At 59.2% G+C, this 15,111-nt stretch carries 29 protein-coding genes; 26 read left to right on the top strand and 3 right to left on the bottom strand.

Going from position 1 to position 15,111, the window contains the following annotated elements; all coding sequences use genetic code 11:
- The 3 genes from ACI1V7_RS24485 to ACI1V7_RS24495 form a co-directional block, all read left to right on the top strand.
- The coding region (locus ACI1V7_RS24485) for a hypothetical protein (RefSeq protein ID WP_404534601.1) at positions 1-909 on the top strand (909 nt) is incomplete at its 5' end.
- 57 nt (positions 910-966) lie between these two features.
- Positions 967-1,311 carry a hypothetical protein gene (locus ACI1V7_RS24490; protein ID WP_404534602.1) on the top strand — a complete coding sequence of 115 codons (345 nt, stop codon included), beginning with the start codon at positions 967-969 and terminating at the stop codon, positions 1,309-1,311.
- Between the two features lie 55 nt (positions 1,312-1,366).
- Positions 1,367-1,639 (top strand): hypothetical protein, encoded by a 273-nt coding sequence (locus ACI1V7_RS24495; RefSeq protein WP_404534604.1) that lies wholly within the window; start codon positions 1,367-1,369, stop codon positions 1,637-1,639.
- Between the two features lie 555 nt (positions 1,640-2,194).
- Here the strand turns inward: ACI1V7_RS24495 and trfA are convergent.
- On the bottom strand, positions 2,195-3,226 hold the full coding sequence (gene trfA, locus ACI1V7_RS24500; protein WP_404534605.1) for a plasmid replication initiator TrfA: 1,032 nt from the start codon (positions 3,224-3,226) through the stop codon (positions 2,195-2,197).
- Between the two features lie 62 nt (positions 3,227-3,288).
- The gene (locus tag ACI1V7_RS24505; RefSeq protein WP_404534606.1) at positions 3,289-3,702 is read right to left on the bottom strand and encodes a helix-turn-helix domain-containing protein; all 414 of its coding nucleotides are present in this window, start codon (positions 3,700-3,702) and stop codon (positions 3,289-3,291) included.
- A 288-nt stretch (positions 3,703-3,990) separates the two neighbouring features.
- Here ACI1V7_RS24505 and ACI1V7_RS24510 point away from each other — a divergent pair, with 288 nt between their 5' ends.
- From ACI1V7_RS24510 to ACI1V7_RS24620, 23 genes are all read left to right on the top strand, one after another.
- Entirely contained in the window at positions 3,991-4,221 is a 231-nt protein-coding gene (locus tag ACI1V7_RS24510) for a hypothetical protein (protein WP_404534607.1), read from the top strand.
- Between the two features lie 2 nt (positions 4,222-4,223).
- Positions 4,224-4,682 (top strand): hypothetical protein, encoded by a 459-nt coding sequence (locus ACI1V7_RS24515; RefSeq protein ID WP_404534608.1) that lies wholly within the window; start codon positions 4,224-4,226, stop codon positions 4,680-4,682.
- 90 nt (positions 4,683-4,772) lie between these two features.
- Positions 4,773-5,210: a hypothetical protein gene (locus tag ACI1V7_RS24520; protein ID WP_404534609.1), complete on the top strand. Its 438-nt coding sequence runs from the start codon at positions 4,773-4,775 to the stop codon at positions 5,208-5,210.
- Complete coding sequence (locus ACI1V7_RS24525) at positions 5,207-5,839, top strand: hypothetical protein (protein ID WP_404534610.1); 633 nt, start codon at positions 5,207-5,209, stop codon at positions 5,837-5,839. The genes ACI1V7_RS24520 and ACI1V7_RS24525 overlap by 4 nt, the downstream gene beginning before the upstream one ends.
- 80 nt (positions 5,840-5,919) lie before the next feature.
- Positions 5,920-6,117 (top strand): hypothetical protein, encoded by a 198-nt coding sequence (locus tag ACI1V7_RS24530; RefSeq protein ID WP_404534612.1) that lies wholly within the window; start codon positions 5,920-5,922, stop codon positions 6,115-6,117.
- Positions 6,114-6,455, top strand: coding sequence for a hypothetical protein (locus ACI1V7_RS24535; RefSeq protein WP_404534613.1), 342 nt, complete (start codon positions 6,114-6,116; stop codon positions 6,453-6,455). Before ACI1V7_RS24530 ends, ACI1V7_RS24535 begins: the two co-directional genes overlap by 4 nt.
- A 10-nt stretch (positions 6,456-6,465) precedes the next feature.
- Complete coding sequence (locus ACI1V7_RS24540) at positions 6,466-6,672, top strand: hypothetical protein (RefSeq protein ID WP_404534614.1); 207 nt, start codon at positions 6,466-6,468, stop codon at positions 6,670-6,672.
- Complete coding sequence (locus tag ACI1V7_RS24545) at positions 6,672-7,010, top strand: hypothetical protein (protein WP_404534615.1); 339 nt, start codon at positions 6,672-6,674, stop codon at positions 7,008-7,010. Before ACI1V7_RS24540 ends, ACI1V7_RS24545 begins: the two co-directional genes overlap by 1 nt.
- Entirely contained in the window at positions 7,007-7,381 is a 375-nt protein-coding gene (locus ACI1V7_RS24550) for a hypothetical protein (protein WP_404534617.1), read from the top strand. Before ACI1V7_RS24545 ends, ACI1V7_RS24550 begins: the two co-directional genes overlap by 4 nt.
- Positions 7,378-7,596, top strand: coding sequence for a hypothetical protein (locus tag ACI1V7_RS24555; protein ID WP_404534618.1), 219 nt, complete (start codon positions 7,378-7,380; stop codon positions 7,594-7,596). Before ACI1V7_RS24550 ends, ACI1V7_RS24555 begins: the two co-directional genes overlap by 4 nt.
- A 96-nt stretch (positions 7,597-7,692) precedes the next feature.
- Complete coding sequence (locus tag ACI1V7_RS24560) at positions 7,693-8,151, top strand: DUF4262 domain-containing protein (RefSeq protein ID WP_404534619.1); 459 nt, start codon at positions 7,693-7,695, stop codon at positions 8,149-8,151.
- Positions 8,152-8,266: 115 nt separating this feature from the next.
- Positions 8,267-8,590: a hypothetical protein gene (locus ACI1V7_RS24565; RefSeq protein ID WP_404534620.1), complete on the top strand. Its 324-nt coding sequence runs from the start codon at positions 8,267-8,269 to the stop codon at positions 8,588-8,590.
- A gap of 26 nt (positions 8,591-8,616) precedes the next feature.
- Positions 8,617-8,832 (top strand): hypothetical protein, encoded by a 216-nt coding sequence (locus ACI1V7_RS24570; protein ID WP_404534621.1) that lies wholly within the window; start codon positions 8,617-8,619, stop codon positions 8,830-8,832.
- Positions 8,829-9,080, top strand: a complete 252-nt coding sequence (locus ACI1V7_RS24575) for a hypothetical protein (RefSeq protein WP_404534622.1) — start codon at positions 8,829-8,831, stop codon at positions 9,078-9,080. Before ACI1V7_RS24570 ends, ACI1V7_RS24575 begins: the two co-directional genes overlap by 4 nt.
- Before the next feature lie 36 nt (positions 9,081-9,116).
- Positions 9,117-9,377, top strand: a complete 261-nt coding sequence (locus ACI1V7_RS24580; protein WP_404534623.1) for a hypothetical protein — start codon at positions 9,117-9,119, stop codon at positions 9,375-9,377.
- A 64-nt stretch (positions 9,378-9,441) separates the two neighbouring features.
- Positions 9,442-9,801: a hypothetical protein gene (locus tag ACI1V7_RS24585; protein ID WP_404534625.1), complete on the top strand. Its 360-nt coding sequence runs from the start codon at positions 9,442-9,444 to the stop codon at positions 9,799-9,801.
- On the top strand, positions 9,798-10,031 hold the full coding sequence (locus tag ACI1V7_RS24590) for a hypothetical protein (protein ID WP_404534626.1): 234 nt from the start codon (positions 9,798-9,800) through the stop codon (positions 10,029-10,031). Before ACI1V7_RS24585 ends, ACI1V7_RS24590 begins: the two co-directional genes overlap by 4 nt.
- A gap of 354 nt (positions 10,032-10,385) precedes the next feature.
- Positions 10,386-10,727 carry a hypothetical protein gene (locus ACI1V7_RS24595; RefSeq protein WP_404534627.1) on the top strand — a complete coding sequence of 114 codons (342 nt, stop codon included), beginning with the start codon at positions 10,386-10,388 and terminating at the stop codon, positions 10,725-10,727.
- A 201-nt stretch (positions 10,728-10,928) separates the two neighbouring features.
- Complete coding sequence (locus tag ACI1V7_RS24600) at positions 10,929-11,411, top strand: hypothetical protein (protein ID WP_404534628.1); 483 nt, start codon at positions 10,929-10,931, stop codon at positions 11,409-11,411.
- 751 nt (positions 11,412-12,162) lie between these two features.
- A complete protein-coding gene (locus tag ACI1V7_RS24605; protein ID WP_404534630.1) occupies positions 12,163-12,420 on the top strand; it encodes a hypothetical protein in 258 nt (85 codons plus the stop codon).
- A gap of 258 nt (positions 12,421-12,678) precedes the next feature.
- On the top strand, positions 12,679-12,873 hold the full coding sequence (locus tag ACI1V7_RS24610) for a hypothetical protein (protein WP_404534631.1): 195 nt from the start codon (positions 12,679-12,681) through the stop codon (positions 12,871-12,873).
- A complete protein-coding gene (locus ACI1V7_RS24615) occupies positions 12,870-13,010 on the top strand; it encodes a hypothetical protein (protein ID WP_404534632.1) in 141 nt (46 codons plus the stop codon). Before ACI1V7_RS24610 ends, ACI1V7_RS24615 begins: the two co-directional genes overlap by 4 nt.
- 588 nt (positions 13,011-13,598) lie before the next feature.
- Positions 13,599-14,258: a hypothetical protein gene (locus ACI1V7_RS24620; protein WP_404534633.1), complete on the top strand. Its 660-nt coding sequence runs from the start codon at positions 13,599-13,601 to the stop codon at positions 14,256-14,258.
- 383 nt (positions 14,259-14,641) lie between these two features.
- Here ACI1V7_RS24620 and ACI1V7_RS24625 read toward each other — a convergent pair whose 3' ends face one another.
- Complete coding sequence (locus ACI1V7_RS24625) at positions 14,642-15,052, bottom strand: hypothetical protein (RefSeq protein WP_404534634.1); 411 nt, start codon at positions 15,050-15,052, stop codon at positions 14,642-14,644.
- Between the last annotated feature and the right edge of the window lie 59 nt (positions 15,053-15,111).

The raw sequence follows: 15,111 nt of genomic DNA on the forward strand, positions 1-15,111 counted from the left end.
CTCGAGGAACTCGAGGGCAACGATCCGACTGTCGGCACGACCGCTGACGAGATCATCGAACCGGAAGTGGTCGACGCAGCCGATGCCCTGATCGACGCGGTCAGCGCGGAAGCGGCCGACACCGTCGCCTCGATGAACGTGGAAGCCGCTGACGAAAACGCCGACCTGGACGTGGACGCTCTGCTGGATGACGTGGGTGCTGCAGCGCCGGTCGATGCAGCTGCGGCAGGCAGTGACCTGGTGGACGATCTTCTGGAAGACGTGGCCCAGCAAGCGGCCAGCATCGAAGCCAAGCAGAAGCTGTACGCCGAACAAGATGCGCCCGAGATCGGCGCTGCCGGCGACGTGCCGCAGACCGATGCAGACGCCGTCGCTGCAGCCGGCACCGAAAAGAAGCCGCGCAAAAAGAAGGATGCGGCGCCGAAGGAGCCGAAGCCGGCCCGTCCCACCAGCGTCACCCACAAGCCCGGCGACCTGCTGATGGCCAAGCTGGGCGCGAAGTCGGGCGACTACCTGATCTTCGACGCTGACCCCGCCGTCAATGAGACCAAGGTGGCTGAGTTCATCGCGCGGATGAACGACCGCGATGCAATCGCCGACAAGGTGCGCGAGAAGATCATCATGCTCATGACTTGGATGGCGGGCGGCGGTACGGGTACGTTGAACGAAGTGCTGCGTCGCACGTTCACGGTGTTGGCGAAGGACGGGACGCTCACGTCCGGTGACAAGGGCAACCTGCAGCAGGATCTGCTGGCGAAGCCGTACAGCATGGGCACCGCCCGCAGCCAGGCGAACCAGATGTTCATGGCTCTGCCCGAGCTGGGCCTGACGCTCAAGAGCAAGGGCGCCATGGTTCCCAATCCGGATAGCATCATGCTGCAAGCCATCAACGCTCAGCTCGGCTTGTAATCCAACCTGGGGAGGCGCTCGCCTCCCCGACTCACTCACAAATGACTTAGGAACATCATGAACGACAAATTGAAAGGCTTACCCGATGACGCGCTCGTGCGCCTGAAGCTCCAGGTTGACGCTGAATTCAAGCTCCGCAAGGGCAAATTGTTCGCGATCGGAAAGCTGGCTACCTTTTTTTCGGAGAAACACGATCGTGAGATCCAGGTCAAGATCACCGGACGTGGCCCGAAAAACGTGCAAGCAGTGGAATGTGACGACTACGGCAATCCGATCGGTTCGGCGCGCTGGCGAATCCACCCGAGCTTCCTGATGCCGGTACTACCCAAGCCGAAACCCGTCGTGACACCTACCGGTGCTGGCAAGGATCGGCCGACCGCAGTACCTGGAGGCGCCTGGTAATGGGCCAGTGCAGCGAACGGATCGGCGCCACAACTACAACCTGAATGAGGAACAGATGGACCAGAATATCAAACGTCGTACCTTCAACAATACTGCCGCTGCCTTGATCGAGTACGACGCCGGCGCAGCAGCACGCGAAGGCGCCTGGAATCGCGTTGAGCAGAACGTGGACGCGGATGCTGCGCAGCAGGCTGACCTGCTGGCGTTGCGTAAGGTTCAGGAGGCCTTCCACAAGGATACGAGCGACATCAACTCCCTGGACAACTGCTATCGCGTGGACATTGATTTCATGCGGCGTGTAGCGCACGTCGATCTGACTCCTGCCTGACCGCCCTCCCCTAGCGCCCTGTTGGGCGCCATTCTTTGTCTTTACAACAGCCTTGGCTTGTAGGTGGATCGTTTTGACTGCTCGGTTGGTGGATCGTTTTGAGTAGATTTAGGGTGGATCGTTTTGAGCGCTACGCAGGTGGATCGTTTTGACTGCTCAGCAGGTGGATCGTTTTGACTGCTCAGCAGGTGGATCGTTTTGAGCAGATGTCGAAGTTGGAGCTGCCTTTAAGGTTATAACTGGTTAAAACAGGTTAACGCCTGTGGACAAATTGCATAAGCTCTTGATCTGCTTTGTGATATTCGTCATGCCAGGTGGATCGATTTGATCAAATCCAAGATCGATTTGAGTAAAAGCAGGATCGATTTGTGCTGCTGGTGGATCGTTTTGACTACCCTTTCGAACGCTGGTGGATCGTTTTGTGTGCTCAGTGGATCGCTTTGACTAGGCAAATTCGCAGTTTTTGACGCGGTGGTGGATCGTTTTGACTAGTCATGCCTGCGTTTACTCCTGTTGGTGGATCGTTTTGAGTAAAAATTGGTGGATCGTTTTGAGTTACGCTGGTTCCGGTGGTGGATCGTTTTGAGTAGCCGGTGGATCGTTTTGAGCTGCATGGCCTGCGCGCGTGACCTTCACCAGTTTTCCTCCGGCGCCTTCGACAACTTCTCCATGGGACAAGACGCCGGCCTCGATCAGCTCGTCCAGGTAGCGACGGATCACCCGCGGCGTGTCTTTCTTGCTGGTCTCGAGCCTCAGCATCTTGGCAAGCGACTCAGCCAGCACTGCGTTCGGCTGGCGATGGCTACCGAAGTATGCTTGAAGCCGGCGTGCGCCTGCGGACAGGTTCTTGCGCGCTTCGAAGTCGACCAGCGTAAGGTAGGACTCAGCGAAGAGGGTCGTCAGCCTCTTGTTCAGTTTGATTTCCCAGGACAGGTTCCCTTGCGGGATTCCGTCTACGACTTTCGTCGCGCCTGAGAAAATAGGGTCGCCGTCGACCAGCGACATCATCATCCCGCTCAGCTTGTCTTCCGGCGACAGCAGGTTCAACTGTTCGCGTCGCTCAAATTCCTCCAGGTCCGCGTATAGCTGTGCCAGCACTTCGGGCGCGGCGCCCTCCTCTCGCGCGCGTTCGCAGGCAAGTGCCTTTGTCAAACGCGCAGAGTAGACCGTAATGACGCCACCCTTCAGTCGTTCGATGGCGCGGAATATCTCGGTGTAGTAGTGCTGCATCTGCCGCTTGCCGGTCAGCTTGCATAGCTGGGCATTGGAGATGCGAACGGTCATGTCGTCCGTAGACAGCGCGCGTGCCGCATGGGCCAGCGCCAGGAAGATGTCTTCGTCGCTGCTGCGCAGTTCTTCGCCGGTATAGGTGACGGCGCCGGTGCCGAGGACGAATAGCTTTTCGCTCTTGAAGTGGCGGCGCGGCTTGCGTACGTCAGCGCAGGAGAACAAAGCTGAGCGTGCCAATTCGTTCGCGATTGCGCGCCGTTCTTCTGGCCAGAATGACATCTGTGCCGGCGTGTATTTCTCGATTTTTGAGGCGGCGACGCGCTGCTTTAGCTTATCGGTGACAGGCTTATTTGCCATAGAGGGATACGGCTGATAAATAAAGCCAAGGATACGCGATGCGTGGGACTACGGCAATCAGATCAGGGCGCAGTGACTTCTCTGGTGTATGTGCGCAATGCCGCTACTGTGGCTCTTAGTTCTGCTGGGTTCAGCTGGAGTGACTTCACTACCAGGAGAAGTTCTTGTTCGGACCCTGACATGCCACATGTTGGGGGCGGCATGTACAGCCGATCGATCACGTCCAATAGTTCAGGCTGGTACTCGCGCATGGCGAGCTGGAACAGCTCCTTTGGGTCAGCTTTGAACTCCTCGGCAAATTGCTGAACACGTATCAACGGCAGTTTTGCCTTGCCGGCCAGGATCATTGAAAGAAGATTTGGCGGGATGCCGATTGCTTCCGCGATCGCAGCCCGGGTGCGGTGAGCGATTACTTGGTGGAGATGCCGGTCAAGATATTCAACGACTGTTTCCGGCTTTGTTGACGAATATTTCATACATTAACTATAGGCAAATCTCATTACAGGGTCAACGCTGACTGATAGCGCGTCAAAAATGGCGACTATCATATGTGGTGAGATCGCACGGTGAGCAGTTGGATCAGCTTCAATGCACCAGCATACCAGTGCAAAGTCCGATAGCTGTAATCCCTTCTATTAAAGTCCACGGCATATTGACAGGAGTTGTTTTTAGGCAACGACAAATAAGTCATCGGTGACTTGTGCATAAATCAGTAATGACTTACCATGTGTTTGTCGCGACGTGCGACGTACTAGGGAACCACTATGAGCACTCAAACGATGGAAGTCGACTTGTCGACGAAGGACGCGCTGCGTGCGCTGAACGAAATCAACCACAGCCGGACGGTCGCGCTGACTCACCGTACTGGCGATCCGATCGAACACGGCAACGCTTACGAGATCATGGCGGACGGTATGTCGATCGGCATGTTCGTGAATCTGTACATGGACGGCACCTGGACCGCCTCCGCGAATATCGCCCTTTCGGGAGACTGAGCATGGGCAAGATCCACGACCGCCTCAAGGCGGGTCAGCAGCGCCAGCACACCGTTACGGTGGACGCGCGGGTTGCTCACGTCTTGGCCTCTATGACTGGCAAATCCAGGGTCGTCGACACGGCGCGCCGCATGAGCGTTTTCCTGCAGGACTTGGACCGTGTGCGTGCGGACCGGAGCCTGGACACCGCCGGCCGCCATTTCACCATGCAGCGCCTGGCCACCGAAGCGAAGGCACTGGGCCTGAAAGGTCGCTGGAATTTGCTGTGCAACCGGACCCAATGCCTGCGCACGCCGGCTGTCTGGTACAACCGCGGCAGCTACGCTTTCTACTGCGAGGATTGCGCGCGCGAGTTGAACCGCGTGAATGCGCGTGATGCGGAAAACCTTAAACCCGGAACTCCGCTTTGCCGCAAAATCGTAAATGCGGAAGAGGCGGCAGATCTGCACTGCATGTCCTAGAAGTGGGTCGGCTACTCAAAACGATCCACCCACACGCCATTGCCCGCTCTCGATAATAGACCTATCGAAACTGATAACAGAAAGCAACACATGGAACAAACTCGTGCAGCTTATCATGCACTCGACACGACGCTGGCCAAGTTCATGCCTGTCGCCCAACGCATGGTCCTGACCTCCCAGCTCGCTGGCGAGGAGGCCGAGGGAATTGCCCAGTCCGTCAACGCGATCGCCAAGGTCATCGCGGAGATGCCCGAGACCTACCAGACCGAAGGACAATGCGGAAGCGCGCTGGTGCACCTGCACTATTTCATCGGCAGCGTCGAAGCCTGGATTGTCGAGAAGGACCGCGGCGACCCGGACAACGGCGACACGTCCCAGACCCAGGCGTACGGCCTGGTCACGCTCACCGGCAACGTGGAGGACGGAGAGATCGGCTACGTCAACATCGAGGAGCTGGTCGCGGCCGGCGCCGAGCTGGACCTGTACTGGACCCCGAAGACCTTGGACCAGGTGCAGGAGCAAAAGTGAGCATCTACCTGCAACTGCGCGACGCTGGCGTCATGCGCGCGCTGCGCCACCCTGCCCTACGTGGCCTGCCGCGCCTGGCACGCGGCGCATTCTGTGCGGTCTACGACAAGGGCGACACGGTCCTCAAGCTAACGTGCGACCCGGTCTCCTACGAATTCGGCGCCGGTTTTGCGCGTCCGCTTGGTGATCACTTTCCGCAGCTGGTGGATGATTTTGACTGTGTTGGCGAAACCCGGGCCGGCGATCCGCTCTACTTGTTTGAGGTGGAAAAGCTGCAGCCGATCCGGCGAAACACGCGGCGCGAGATCAAGCTGGCGGCGGGCCGGCTGTGCGAATCAGTGGACGCGACGTGGTCGAAACATCGCTGGTCAGTGCGTCACTCCAGCAGTGACAGTGTGGCGTCCTATCGCGCCCTGCAGGAGCTGGCTGCCAACGAGGCATTTCCGAACACCGTGCGTGACGCCTTATCCGAACTGGCACTGTTTGCCGGGAACCATGGAGCGATTGTCGACTTCCACCAAGAGAATGTCATGCTGCGAAATGACACCATCGTCCTGAACGACGTCGTAGTAGGCGAAGAAGCACTTGGCAAGTTCAATCGAAAGCGGCACCCCTGCGGCGGCTGGTGAGGATAAGTCACCGGTGACATTGTCGTGCCTGTAGCTGGGCGCGACAATGAGAACTCGACAACAAAAGCGCAAATGAGGAAATGATGCAAACCTTAATTACGGAACACACGAAGAAGCCTGGTCGCGGCTGGCAAATGGGCCGGCAGGCGCCCGCGAACGACCCGAGCTGGTCGCCCGCTGACCGCGCCTGGATCAACACGCTGATGGAGACCGGCGACGACGTGATTACCGTCGGCGACACCATGTATCAGGCTCAGTGGGTAAAGGACGCGAAATGAGCCTGACGCCACGCGAACACCTGAAGCTCCACGGTTCCCTGCCCGAGCGCCAGCTGGAGCAGTTGATCGAATGGCGCGAGCGCACCGAGGAAGTCGTTAGCACCACCGCCTACCTGCAAGAGGCGCGCGGACAGTATCCGGCTGAGGACTTCTTGGCCTGCCCGATCGAGCGCTTGCACCAGCTGGCGAAGAAGCTACGCGGCGAGAACCGTGAGGCGCTGCTGGGTATCATCGAGTCGCTGGACGACATCGCACAGACCACCTTCAACGCCGCCGACTACGGGCGCTCCGAACTGCGCAAGGCGGAAGCGGCGCTCGGTTCGCTGGATAACGACTGAACAGGAAACCATGAGCTTGACTACTGAACAACACCCGATGACCGAGGTGGAATACGCCAGCATCGGCGGGAGCTGCTGCCCATACTGCAAATCGACTCAGATCGCCGGCGGCAGTGTCGATGTGAACGCCGGCGGCGCCTACCAAGAAGTATCCTGCGGCGCCTGCGATAAGGAATGGACCGACACTTACGCCCTGACCGGCTACCAGGAGACCTGATGAACCTCAACGCGAAAGAAACGGCCCTGATCCTGGCCGGCCTGCGGACCCTGCAGGAACAGATGGTCAACGGCGGTACGCGCGACCTGTCGGCCGGCGTGCTCGAGACCCTGGACGACGCTGACATTGCCGAAGGCGGCATCGACGACATCGACAGCCTGTGCGTGAAGGTGAACACTGACGACAGCGCCGAGCGCGCGCTGAACATCATCGCCACACTGCGCGCCCGCCTTGCCGGCTGGATGGAGATCGCGGACGAGGAAGACGAGCGCGAGCTGGACCAGATCGCCCTGGACGAAGCGGACGACTTCCTGCTCGAGGCGGGGCGGACGCCATGAGCGACGAACCGCAGTTCTTGAACCGCTATCGCCACTGCGAGCAAGAATGGACGGACGAATGGAGCTGCACATGCAACGACCGTTGTCCGACGTGCGGCGCCGAGATTGAGCCGCACTTGTCGGAAGACCTGAGTGTCGGCTTCGATCCGACCAACCCCGGCGAGATCGACGTGGTCGACGAGAATGGAGATGTGATCGGCTCCACCGCGGCGCCGAAGCCGGGCATGGAAACGCCCGAGCTGGACAAGCTGCTGACCGAGCTGATGGACACCGACGTGCCGATGGCCAGCCAGGCGGACCTCAACCACCTGTTCGGCATCAAGCCGGCGCCGCCCAGCCCGTACGGCGAGGAATTCGGGAGCTTTGGATGAGCGCCGGTCGTCACCCGATGCAGGAGAACGCCTGGAACGACATCAAGGAGGTCGAGAAGGCGGCCGGCTGGGATGCCTGCGACGACTGCGGCGAGCCGGTCTCGCTGCTCAAGGAGGTGAAGCTGTCGGAGGGCAGGCAGCGTTACCACTGCACCTCCTGCATGCAGCGCTACAACGTCCGCTGGCACCGGTATACGAACTTCGGCAGCTTCTGATCGTCCACCCACACGCCAGCGCCAGGTCGCGATAATGCATCTGTTGCACGCATTACCGCAAAAGCGCAAAACCTTAAACACAGAAATGAGGAAATAATGAACATTCAAGCACGCACCCGCGCCGACATCAAGCGCGTCGGCTGGTCCGTCATCGGCGTCTTCGCCAGCGCCAACAGCCCGACGTTCGCCTACACGATCGGCGCCACCGAGACCCTGGAAGCACCCGAGCTGCTGCTGTTCGGGCTGCGCGGCGAGTATGCGGCGCCGATCCTGAACTCGCTCAACGAGAAGGTGCGCCAGTCTGGCCAGGCCTTCGCCGACGGCACCGTGGTTGACGACGTGGCCAACCTGCCCTGCGTGATCAAGGACATCAGCCAGCTCGCCGCCGAGCCGTGGTGCGTCCAGGCCCTGCACCTGTACGACGGCACGCGCCTGAACCCGAAGTTCCAGATGGTCGTGCTGCCTGACCAGAAGGGCCTGTTCCCTTGGGATGCCGGCTACGACGAAACGGACGGCCGCATGCGCAAGATCCAGCCCGAGCTGTGGAAGGTGTAAAGGCGCTGTGAGGGCCGACCACCATCGCCTGTGGTGGCCCTCGATAATAGCTCTGTCGCAAATGCGATTAGTCGCAAAAGCGCAAAACCTTAAAACCTGATTCACGGAGAACTGTATGACCATCGCCCACGTTTTATTCCCACCGTCCTACCTGCAGCGCGACGCATGGTTCGCCAGTGCGCAGCCGCAGCTGATCGCTGCGCACCAGGACAACCGCTACCAAACCGCCGGCGTCATCGAGGTGGGCGAGCTGCGCGGCGAAGCAGCGGCGGACGAATGCTTCGACCTGACGAACAATCCGGGCCGCCAGGACCAGCGCGACCAGGCATGGCCACGCCGGCGCTCGATCTCGGTCGGCGACATCGTCCACGTCGACGGGCAGACCTTCTTGTGCCAGAGCGTCGGCTGGGTGGAAATCAGCAAATCCGCAGAATCGTAAATCCTCAAATACGGAAAGGCAGAAATATGGATGACGAAAAGCAACCCCTGCGCTGCCCGAGCTGCGGCAGCGAAGGCGACTTCAAGATTGCGGCGACGGTGTGGGTGAGGGTGGCCGGCGCCGACTCGCTCGCGATCCTGGACGAAGAAGGCGACCGGGAATACGGCAGCGAGGACGCATGCCGCTGCGACGACTGCGGGCATCAGGCCCGCATGGGTGACTTTTACAAGGAAGAAGAATGACCACGACAGCAACGAAGTCGTCCGACTACAAGCACATCGCCGTCTGGGGACGGCGGCTCGGCTCGATGCGCTACTACATCGTCGACCAGCAGGAGCGCGCCCTCGCCGCCGGCGCACCGATCAACGCCATCTATAACCGGTACGCCAGCGACAGCACCGGCCCGACGCGTGAATGGGTGCTCGCCAGCGAGATCAAGGACGACGAGCTGCGCGAATTCATCAACAGCGAGGCTGCGAAACTCAAATAAGGAAAGCCGCAAAACCGTAAAGGAGTAAAACTGGAAATGCAGACCATCGAATGCAAGCGCGTGGACCTGTGGGACGGTGGCGATCGCCATAACTTCGGGTTCCGGATCGCGGCGGACGTGCCTGACAGCGTGATAAAGAAGAACGACCCGCACTGCCTGATCACGAAGGAGGTCATCACCGTGTTCGGCAGTCTCGAGGAGGTGGCCGAGAACAGCGTGCAGAAGCTGCGCAAGTCGGCCTGGGCCAAGCTCTCGCCCCAGGAGCGTCAGGCGCTGAACCTCCAGGAACCCTCGTAGGACACTTGTCGCTCTCCGCGCCGCCAATGCCCATCGCCTATTTCTAGTTGAGAAAATTACCTCATTGAAACAGCGCGACGCGCACTACCTGGAGAGCAACATGCTTTGGATCATCACGAAAGACCACTCCGAGACCCGCCAAGAGGGTCACGTCAATCCCGGCTCCCGCGCGCGCTACCTGGCATGGTCAGGTGCGCCGGCCGAAGCCCGCGACTCCATTCGGTCGACGTGGGCAGAATCCTGCGAAACCGAGTTCCGCTTGCTCGACGCCGACGGCAACGTCTGCTACGAGGGCGTGTGCCACGACCTCGACAACCAAGACGGCGACAGTGCGTTCGAACCGCTGGACTGGGCCGAGGGCCTTATCGGCGCAACGTCTATGCAGTATGGGGTCAAGGGATCGGCCGGCTGGAGGGAACTGTGAGCGCGGCGTACGACGTCACCGACGAAATGATCCGCCAGGTCGTCGGGATGGGCGACCCCTACCAGGCCATCATGAGCCTGATGGATCGAGTGGGTATGCGGCATAGCCACACCCGGATCGAGGCCTACCAGGAGGATGGATGGGTAATCGGCGGACCTCATGCGCGCATGGCGATACTGGTGTACTGGCGTGCGATGGAGCAGCTGCGCGAACCAGAGCTTTGTTGTTAGGCAAACAACAAAACAGGCTTCTCACGCCTGTTTTTGTGTGAGGTTTCCCTTCCATGGAAAAGATTAATGAAATCAATGCCTTATGCCAACATCAGTGCAGAGAACTTGCTTACCAAACGCTGATCTCCTGACTGTGTAGGTCAGCACAGAATATCAGCTCAGCAGAACCATCAGGCAAGCGCACCAGATCGACGCATACGCTCTTGGATTGACCCGGTTGAGACCTGCACACCAACCGAAGTCCCGACGCCCCAGAAGCCCGTTTTGACCCCGGCATGCATAAGTGTTCCTGGCCCAATCCGCGGTATAGTTGAGACAATCAGTCATCGGTGACATATCAATGAGGAGAGATCAATGGAGCACATTCAGGGAACCACTATGCGGATCGACGGGGTGAAGTGCCGGCCGGCAGGCCCGCTGGACATTCAGCTGTACCAGGACGTGACGCGCGCCTCCGTCGAGTACGCGAACGAACATCTGACCGAGGAGATGATCGAGCAGCACACCCCGCCGATCGAGCTGATCCGCCTGACGAACAAGGCAAAGGCAGAGCTGGACCGGATGGGCTTTATGTACACGCCGATCGGGTTGTTTGTCCGCGACGAACCGGACATCCTGCAAGACAGCAGTGAACAGCTCATCGCGGACGGGAAGCACAAAGCCGTGACCGAACTGGCTCGGATCATGCAGATGTAGCACCGGCGCTCCGTGCGGGGTAAAGGCGCCTCATAAAAGGTCAGTGGACAAGAACACGCCTGAAGGCGCACACGGATTATAGCGCTGACAAGACTTATCACCGCCGCATCGTTCCTGAAGTATTTAAGGTTTTAAGGTTTTACAGTTATGAAGTACCTATAGAAGAGGGTGGACAACCCCAAGCACAAAGAGGACATCGGAATGGCCAAGACGCCACCCAAACACTACATCGCGTTCCCGGACAAGAGCTGGATCGACGCGGAGGGATATGACCAGTACCCGGCAGAGCACCGAATGAAGCTCGCCGGCTGTGCCTGCATCCTCGAGAACGACTGGAAGCAAAGCGCTTACCGGGACGACAAGTTCTGGAACCCGGTGACGATCGGCATGAGGGTCGAGCTGCCGAAGAACCACTTCATCGTGTGGAGAACGAACTGGGACGGCGACAACGTGAACACGGCTTTCGCCCAAGACAAGCACCAGTTTGCGGCGAAGGCAAAGCACAGCCCAAACCACATGATCGGCGCGGCCTGTGTGCGGGCAATCTCAATCGCGCAGGCTGAACGCATTGCTCAGGAGAGCAGCTTCTGGAACCCGGTAGACGAGAAGATCATCGATCAGGCCCAGGAGGACATCAGGCAGGAGAGGGCGGCCCGGCGCAACCACTACCCGGAGGCATGGTGAAACCGTAATACCTCAAACAAGGCAATGCGGAATACCTCAAATACGGAAAGCCGCAATTCCTCAAAACCGTATAGACGGAAGACATTGGAGACAACCACGACGAAGGACAACGGAAAGAGCTACAACCGGGAGGAGAACATCACACATGCCTACGATCACATAGACATAGATGCCTGTAGAGAGAACGCCTAACACACGTCGCGCGTAGAAGCCTGCCAGATGTAAGTTTTGCGTGGCTACGTATTGGACACGTCAATCCACGCAGATTCCCGGCAATCCTTCTACCACAGCCCAGAACCCGCATTCCGAGCCGCTCCCAGAGGGAGAAGCACCCAGCGAGGCGCCTCGCAGACCATCCAACCGGCTGCCAGGACCGGGCCTGCCTCGTATAAGGGCGTCGCCAAGGATCTATAAGGGCACCTTACACATCGGCGCGAAATGTATAAGGTCGCATCCTGACTATACCCCGGAAATCTATAAGGTCGACCTTTCGCCAAGGAGAAAACGATCTTATAGGAACGCCAGCTTCGGCGAAGGGCATTTCCGGGGTTCCTCGTGTGCGCGCCCGGCGGCATGCGCTCCGGTCTGGCCAGGATCTTCCAAGGATGTGCCTGCCGGCCGCGCTCGAGCACTCCAGGCGACGCCATGGCGGCTGCAGACAACCTGGTCGGCGGGACGCACAGGGCCGAGCACACGCCTGCTTGCGGGCGTCATACTACTCACTCACCACTGACTTATAAGGGAAGACACCATGAGCAAGACCTTACGACTGGAAAACTTCGACATCGACGCCGACACCAGCGCGACCATCAACGTGTATGACGGCGAGAACGCGCTGATCGGCTTCGTGAAGTTCGACTTCACTGCCTGTCATCACAAGGTCGAGATCAGCCTGCCGACCGAACCGTACTACGTGCAGACCGCGTGCGCCGACGAAGCAGCGCAGCTCCTCGATTCGCGCTTCGACGAAGATGCAGAAGCCTACGACGAGATCACCATCGACCTGTAAGGGCAGGGCGCGCAGGCGCCCTTGTTCCTCCCAGGCCAGGCCTAGGCTTTTCCTCGGCCAGCCGACAGGCCACCAGGCTGCAGGCCGGCACCAGGCCATTCCAAGGCGGCGCCGAGGCCACCAGGCCAGGCGAGAGGGGAGGGCAGAAGGCTAGATTCACCCAGCCACCCAGCGCCAGCCACATGCCTGTTTCTGGTCGCGATCATGACGGTACTGCAGCACGACGCAGCAGCAACCAACCATAGAGAGAACCGCATCATGACCGTCACCACCATCGCCAACGCACACAACTTGACCGCCCGCACCACCCGCGCATCGGCAGCGCTCTTACCCGTAGCGATCACCTCGCACCTGGTCCTGGACAACGACACCGGGCGCGTGGTCGGCATGCAGCGCAGCATGACCCTCCAGGGCCGCTCGTTCAGCAGCGCCATTACCCCGGTGCTGGCATGAGCGCCGACATGATCGCCCAGTACCGGGCCAAGCTGCGACGCATGGGACGCTGGATGCGCCCGCGCTACCTGCGCAATCAGGGCGTCGCCTTCGAAGACGCCTACTTCATCATCTTCGGGCGCGCGCCGCGGTTATAGCGCCGCTGCCTGACCCAGCACAGCAAGGGCGCCGGCGGGCGCCTTTCGTGCGCGCCACCCGCAGCCGAGGAGATGCCATGGAACAGCGCCAGCATGACGGTGGACGCGCTGCCTCGGCGTCGCCATGGAACGGCAGCCGCGGCGACGGTCTATTGGCGGTTCTATGGTCGGCAGCTTCGGCGACGGTCTTTCGGAGGTTTCATCAGCCCGGCGCGCCGTGGACCAGCCGGGCAGCCTGCCCAATGCAGGATGATGCCTGGTGCCCGCCATGGCAACGCCTGACCCAGGAATGCGCCTGAATGAGCGGGCAGGCGGGCGTGCTCGCGTGTACAGGTCCGTTGCGCTTCCGTCAAGCGATCCGCTGGAATACAACACGAATTCTCACGCAAAAATAATTCACGCAAACGCTTGTAAGTCACGACTGACTTATCTATAATTACTACATCGAGACAGACAAAACGATCTGACCGAAGCAGTAAAGCTCTTTAACAATTTAGCGTGTCAAGTAATAGGGCAAAGTCCCGCAGATGAAACGACACAAACACTATTTCAACACTACTTAAAAGGGGTAACAAAATGGGTAAAGCAATGAAAGCATCAACCATCGTCAACAAACTCGCTGCATCGGTTAGCGCCCGCGTTCAAGTCTTATTAGACGCTGGTGAGCACGTCGCAAGCGAGTTTAAGAAAATCAACGAACTCTACCAGCCCGAAGGTAAGCATCGCGGTTCGTTTGAACGTGCGGTCGAAGCGGTTAAAGATCAAATCGATTTCGATTTCTTGCTCAAGATCATCGGTAAAGCAAAGCAAGATGGTGCGAACGATAGCAACTATGTGCAAGCAAAGGTAATCGAGAAAATCAACAAACTGATTTTCGCACTCGCAAATAAAGACTTGCGCGCAACTGACAATCATACGCGGTCGCTGATGGTCAATGCGATGCTCAACGGTAAATTGTCGAGCAAAGCAGCGTTCGCTACGCTGGTTAAAGTCGAATGGGGTGAAGATATTAGCGAAATGCTGCGCGAGCGTAACAACTACACAGCAGGGACGGGCAGCACGCAACTGTCTAGCACGAAAGAGACTATGCGCATTCTCGGTCTGAGCATCAACCCGAAGGGCACGAAAAACGCTGACTTCTGCTTCACTGATGAAGGGCAAGCCCTGTTCTGCGAACGCTTCGAGCGCATTGCAGCGCTGGTGACGAAAGCAGAACAGATCGAAGAAGAACTCAGCGAAAACAAGTAAGTCACAAATGACATATGCAAGGGCAATGCGCCCTTGCATTAAGGGGGAACGATGAAAAGTGAATACCTGAAGCAAGAGAGAGCAAGCAAGGGCAGCGCGCTTGTGGTCGCGCTCGCGCTGCTGTTCGTCGCGGTCGATGTCGCATTGATCGCGCGTCACATGTAGCGCAAGTGGCCAGCCCGTAGCGGGCGCGCACGTCGGGCGCCCAAGGTCGAAGTCCTAGACGGATTTCGCACCCGCCATGGCCCTGCCTTCCTCAACTTCCGACCTCGGAACGACCTTCCTTATATTTCCGGGCGGTTCCGGAAACGCCTATCCTTATACTTCCAGGCCAATGATCCCGGCGCCCAATTCCCCAAGTCCCAGGATCCCAATTTCCCTGATCAGCACTCCTGGACCCCGGACAGCCATTTACGGATTGCCGGCTCGTACTTGCGGACGCCGGCCTCGGCAAAAACGGTCACGTCCGCGGCGCCATCGCCGGCCGCCTTGATCTCGATGACGGTTTGGGTCCGGACGCCCCAGACGCCATGCAGGCCAGTCGTGATCGTGCCCGACTGGGTGTCCGTGTAGAGGTCGCCCTGGACGATGCCCTGCGCCGTGACCAGGCTCCCCTGCTCGCAAGCTCGCTGGCGAGCCAGGATCTCGCGATACGCCGACTGGTAGCCCTGGTTCAAGACGAACGACGCCCTGTGGTCAGGCCCCGCGCTGCGAAGCTCAGAAGGTGCTGTCGCGCAGCCAGTGAGGGATACGAGGGCGCCCGCGAGGGCGAGGTACATGGACTTCTTGAGCATGGGGTTCTCCGCGTGGTTGACGCGAGATTCTACCTTGCCGCGTAGCAAGGACATAGGCT

It is taken from the genome of Massilia paldalensis (genome assembly GCF_044901715.1).
Classification (GTDB): Bacteria; Pseudomonadota; Gammaproteobacteria; order Burkholderiales; family Burkholderiaceae_D; genus Telluria; species Telluria paldalensis.

Coding starts and splice junctions, on each gene's coding strand:
- ACI1V7_RS24520 (WP_404534609.1), top strand. CDS start 4,773: ATGGAACAAACTCGTGCAGCTTATCATGCACTCGACACGACGCTGGCC.
- ACI1V7_RS24570 (WP_404534621.1), top strand. CDS start 8,617: ATGGATGACGAAAAGCAACCCCTGCGCTGCCCGAGCTGCGGCAGCGAA.
- ACI1V7_RS24555 (WP_404534618.1), top strand. CDS start 7,378: ATGAGCGCCGGTCGTCACCCGATGCAGGAGAACGCCTGGAACGACATC.
- ACI1V7_RS24615 (WP_404534632.1), top strand. CDS start 12,870: ATGAGCGCCGACATGATCGCCCAGTACCGGGCCAAGCTGCGACGCATG.
- ACI1V7_RS24530 (WP_404534612.1), top strand. CDS start 5,920: ATGATGCAAACCTTAATTACGGAACACACGAAGAAGCCTGGTCGCGGC.
- ACI1V7_RS24510 (WP_404534607.1), top strand. CDS start 3,991: ATGAGCACTCAAACGATGGAAGTCGACTTGTCGACGAAGGACGCGCTG.
- ACI1V7_RS24545 (WP_404534615.1), top strand. CDS start 6,672: ATGAACCTCAACGCGAAAGAAACGGCCCTGATCCTGGCCGGCCTGCGG.
- ACI1V7_RS24495 (WP_404534604.1), top strand. CDS start 1,367: ATGGACCAGAATATCAAACGTCGTACCTTCAACAATACTGCCGCTGCC.
- ACI1V7_RS24620 (WP_404534633.1), top strand. CDS start 13,599: ATGAAAGCATCAACCATCGTCAACAAACTCGCTGCATCGGTTAGCGCC.
- ACI1V7_RS24625 (WP_404534634.1), bottom strand. CDS start 15,052: ATGCTCAAGAAGTCCATGTACCTCGCCCTCGCGGGCGCCCTCGTATCC.
- ACI1V7_RS24490 (WP_404534602.1), top strand. CDS start 967: ATGAACGACAAATTGAAAGGCTTACCCGATGACGCGCTCGTGCGCCTG.
- ACI1V7_RS24550 (WP_404534617.1), top strand. CDS start 7,007: ATGAGCGACGAACCGCAGTTCTTGAACCGCTATCGCCACTGCGAGCAA.
- ACI1V7_RS24575 (WP_404534622.1), top strand. CDS start 8,829: ATGACCACGACAGCAACGAAGTCGTCCGACTACAAGCACATCGCCGTC.
- ACI1V7_RS24505 (WP_404534606.1), bottom strand. CDS start 3,702: ATGAAATATTCGTCAACAAAGCCGGAAACAGTCGTTGAATATCTTGAC.
- ACI1V7_RS24580 (WP_404534623.1), top strand. CDS start 9,117: ATGCAGACCATCGAATGCAAGCGCGTGGACCTGTGGGACGGTGGCGAT.
- ACI1V7_RS24515 (WP_404534608.1), top strand. CDS start 4,224: ATGGGCAAGATCCACGACCGCCTCAAGGCGGGTCAGCAGCGCCAGCAC.
- ACI1V7_RS24595 (WP_404534627.1), top strand. CDS start 10,386: ATGGAGCACATTCAGGGAACCACTATGCGGATCGACGGGGTGAAGTGC.
- ACI1V7_RS24600 (WP_404534628.1), top strand. CDS start 10,929: ATGGCCAAGACGCCACCCAAACACTACATCGCGTTCCCGGACAAGAGC.
- ACI1V7_RS24560 (WP_404534619.1), top strand. CDS start 7,693: ATGAACATTCAAGCACGCACCCGCGCCGACATCAAGCGCGTCGGCTGG.
- ACI1V7_RS24610 (WP_404534631.1), top strand. CDS start 12,679: ATGACCGTCACCACCATCGCCAACGCACACAACTTGACCGCCCGCACC.
- trfA (WP_404534605.1), bottom strand. CDS start 3,226: ATGGCAAATAAGCCTGTCACCGATAAGCTAAAGCAGCGCGTCGCCGCC.
- ACI1V7_RS24605 (WP_404534630.1), top strand. CDS start 12,163: ATGAGCAAGACCTTACGACTGGAAAACTTCGACATCGACGCCGACACC.
- ACI1V7_RS24540 (WP_404534614.1), top strand. CDS start 6,466: ATGAGCTTGACTACTGAACAACACCCGATGACCGAGGTGGAATACGCC.
- ACI1V7_RS24565 (WP_404534620.1), top strand. CDS start 8,267: ATGACCATCGCCCACGTTTTATTCCCACCGTCCTACCTGCAGCGCGAC.
- ACI1V7_RS24535 (WP_404534613.1), top strand. CDS start 6,114: ATGAGCCTGACGCCACGCGAACACCTGAAGCTCCACGGTTCCCTGCCC.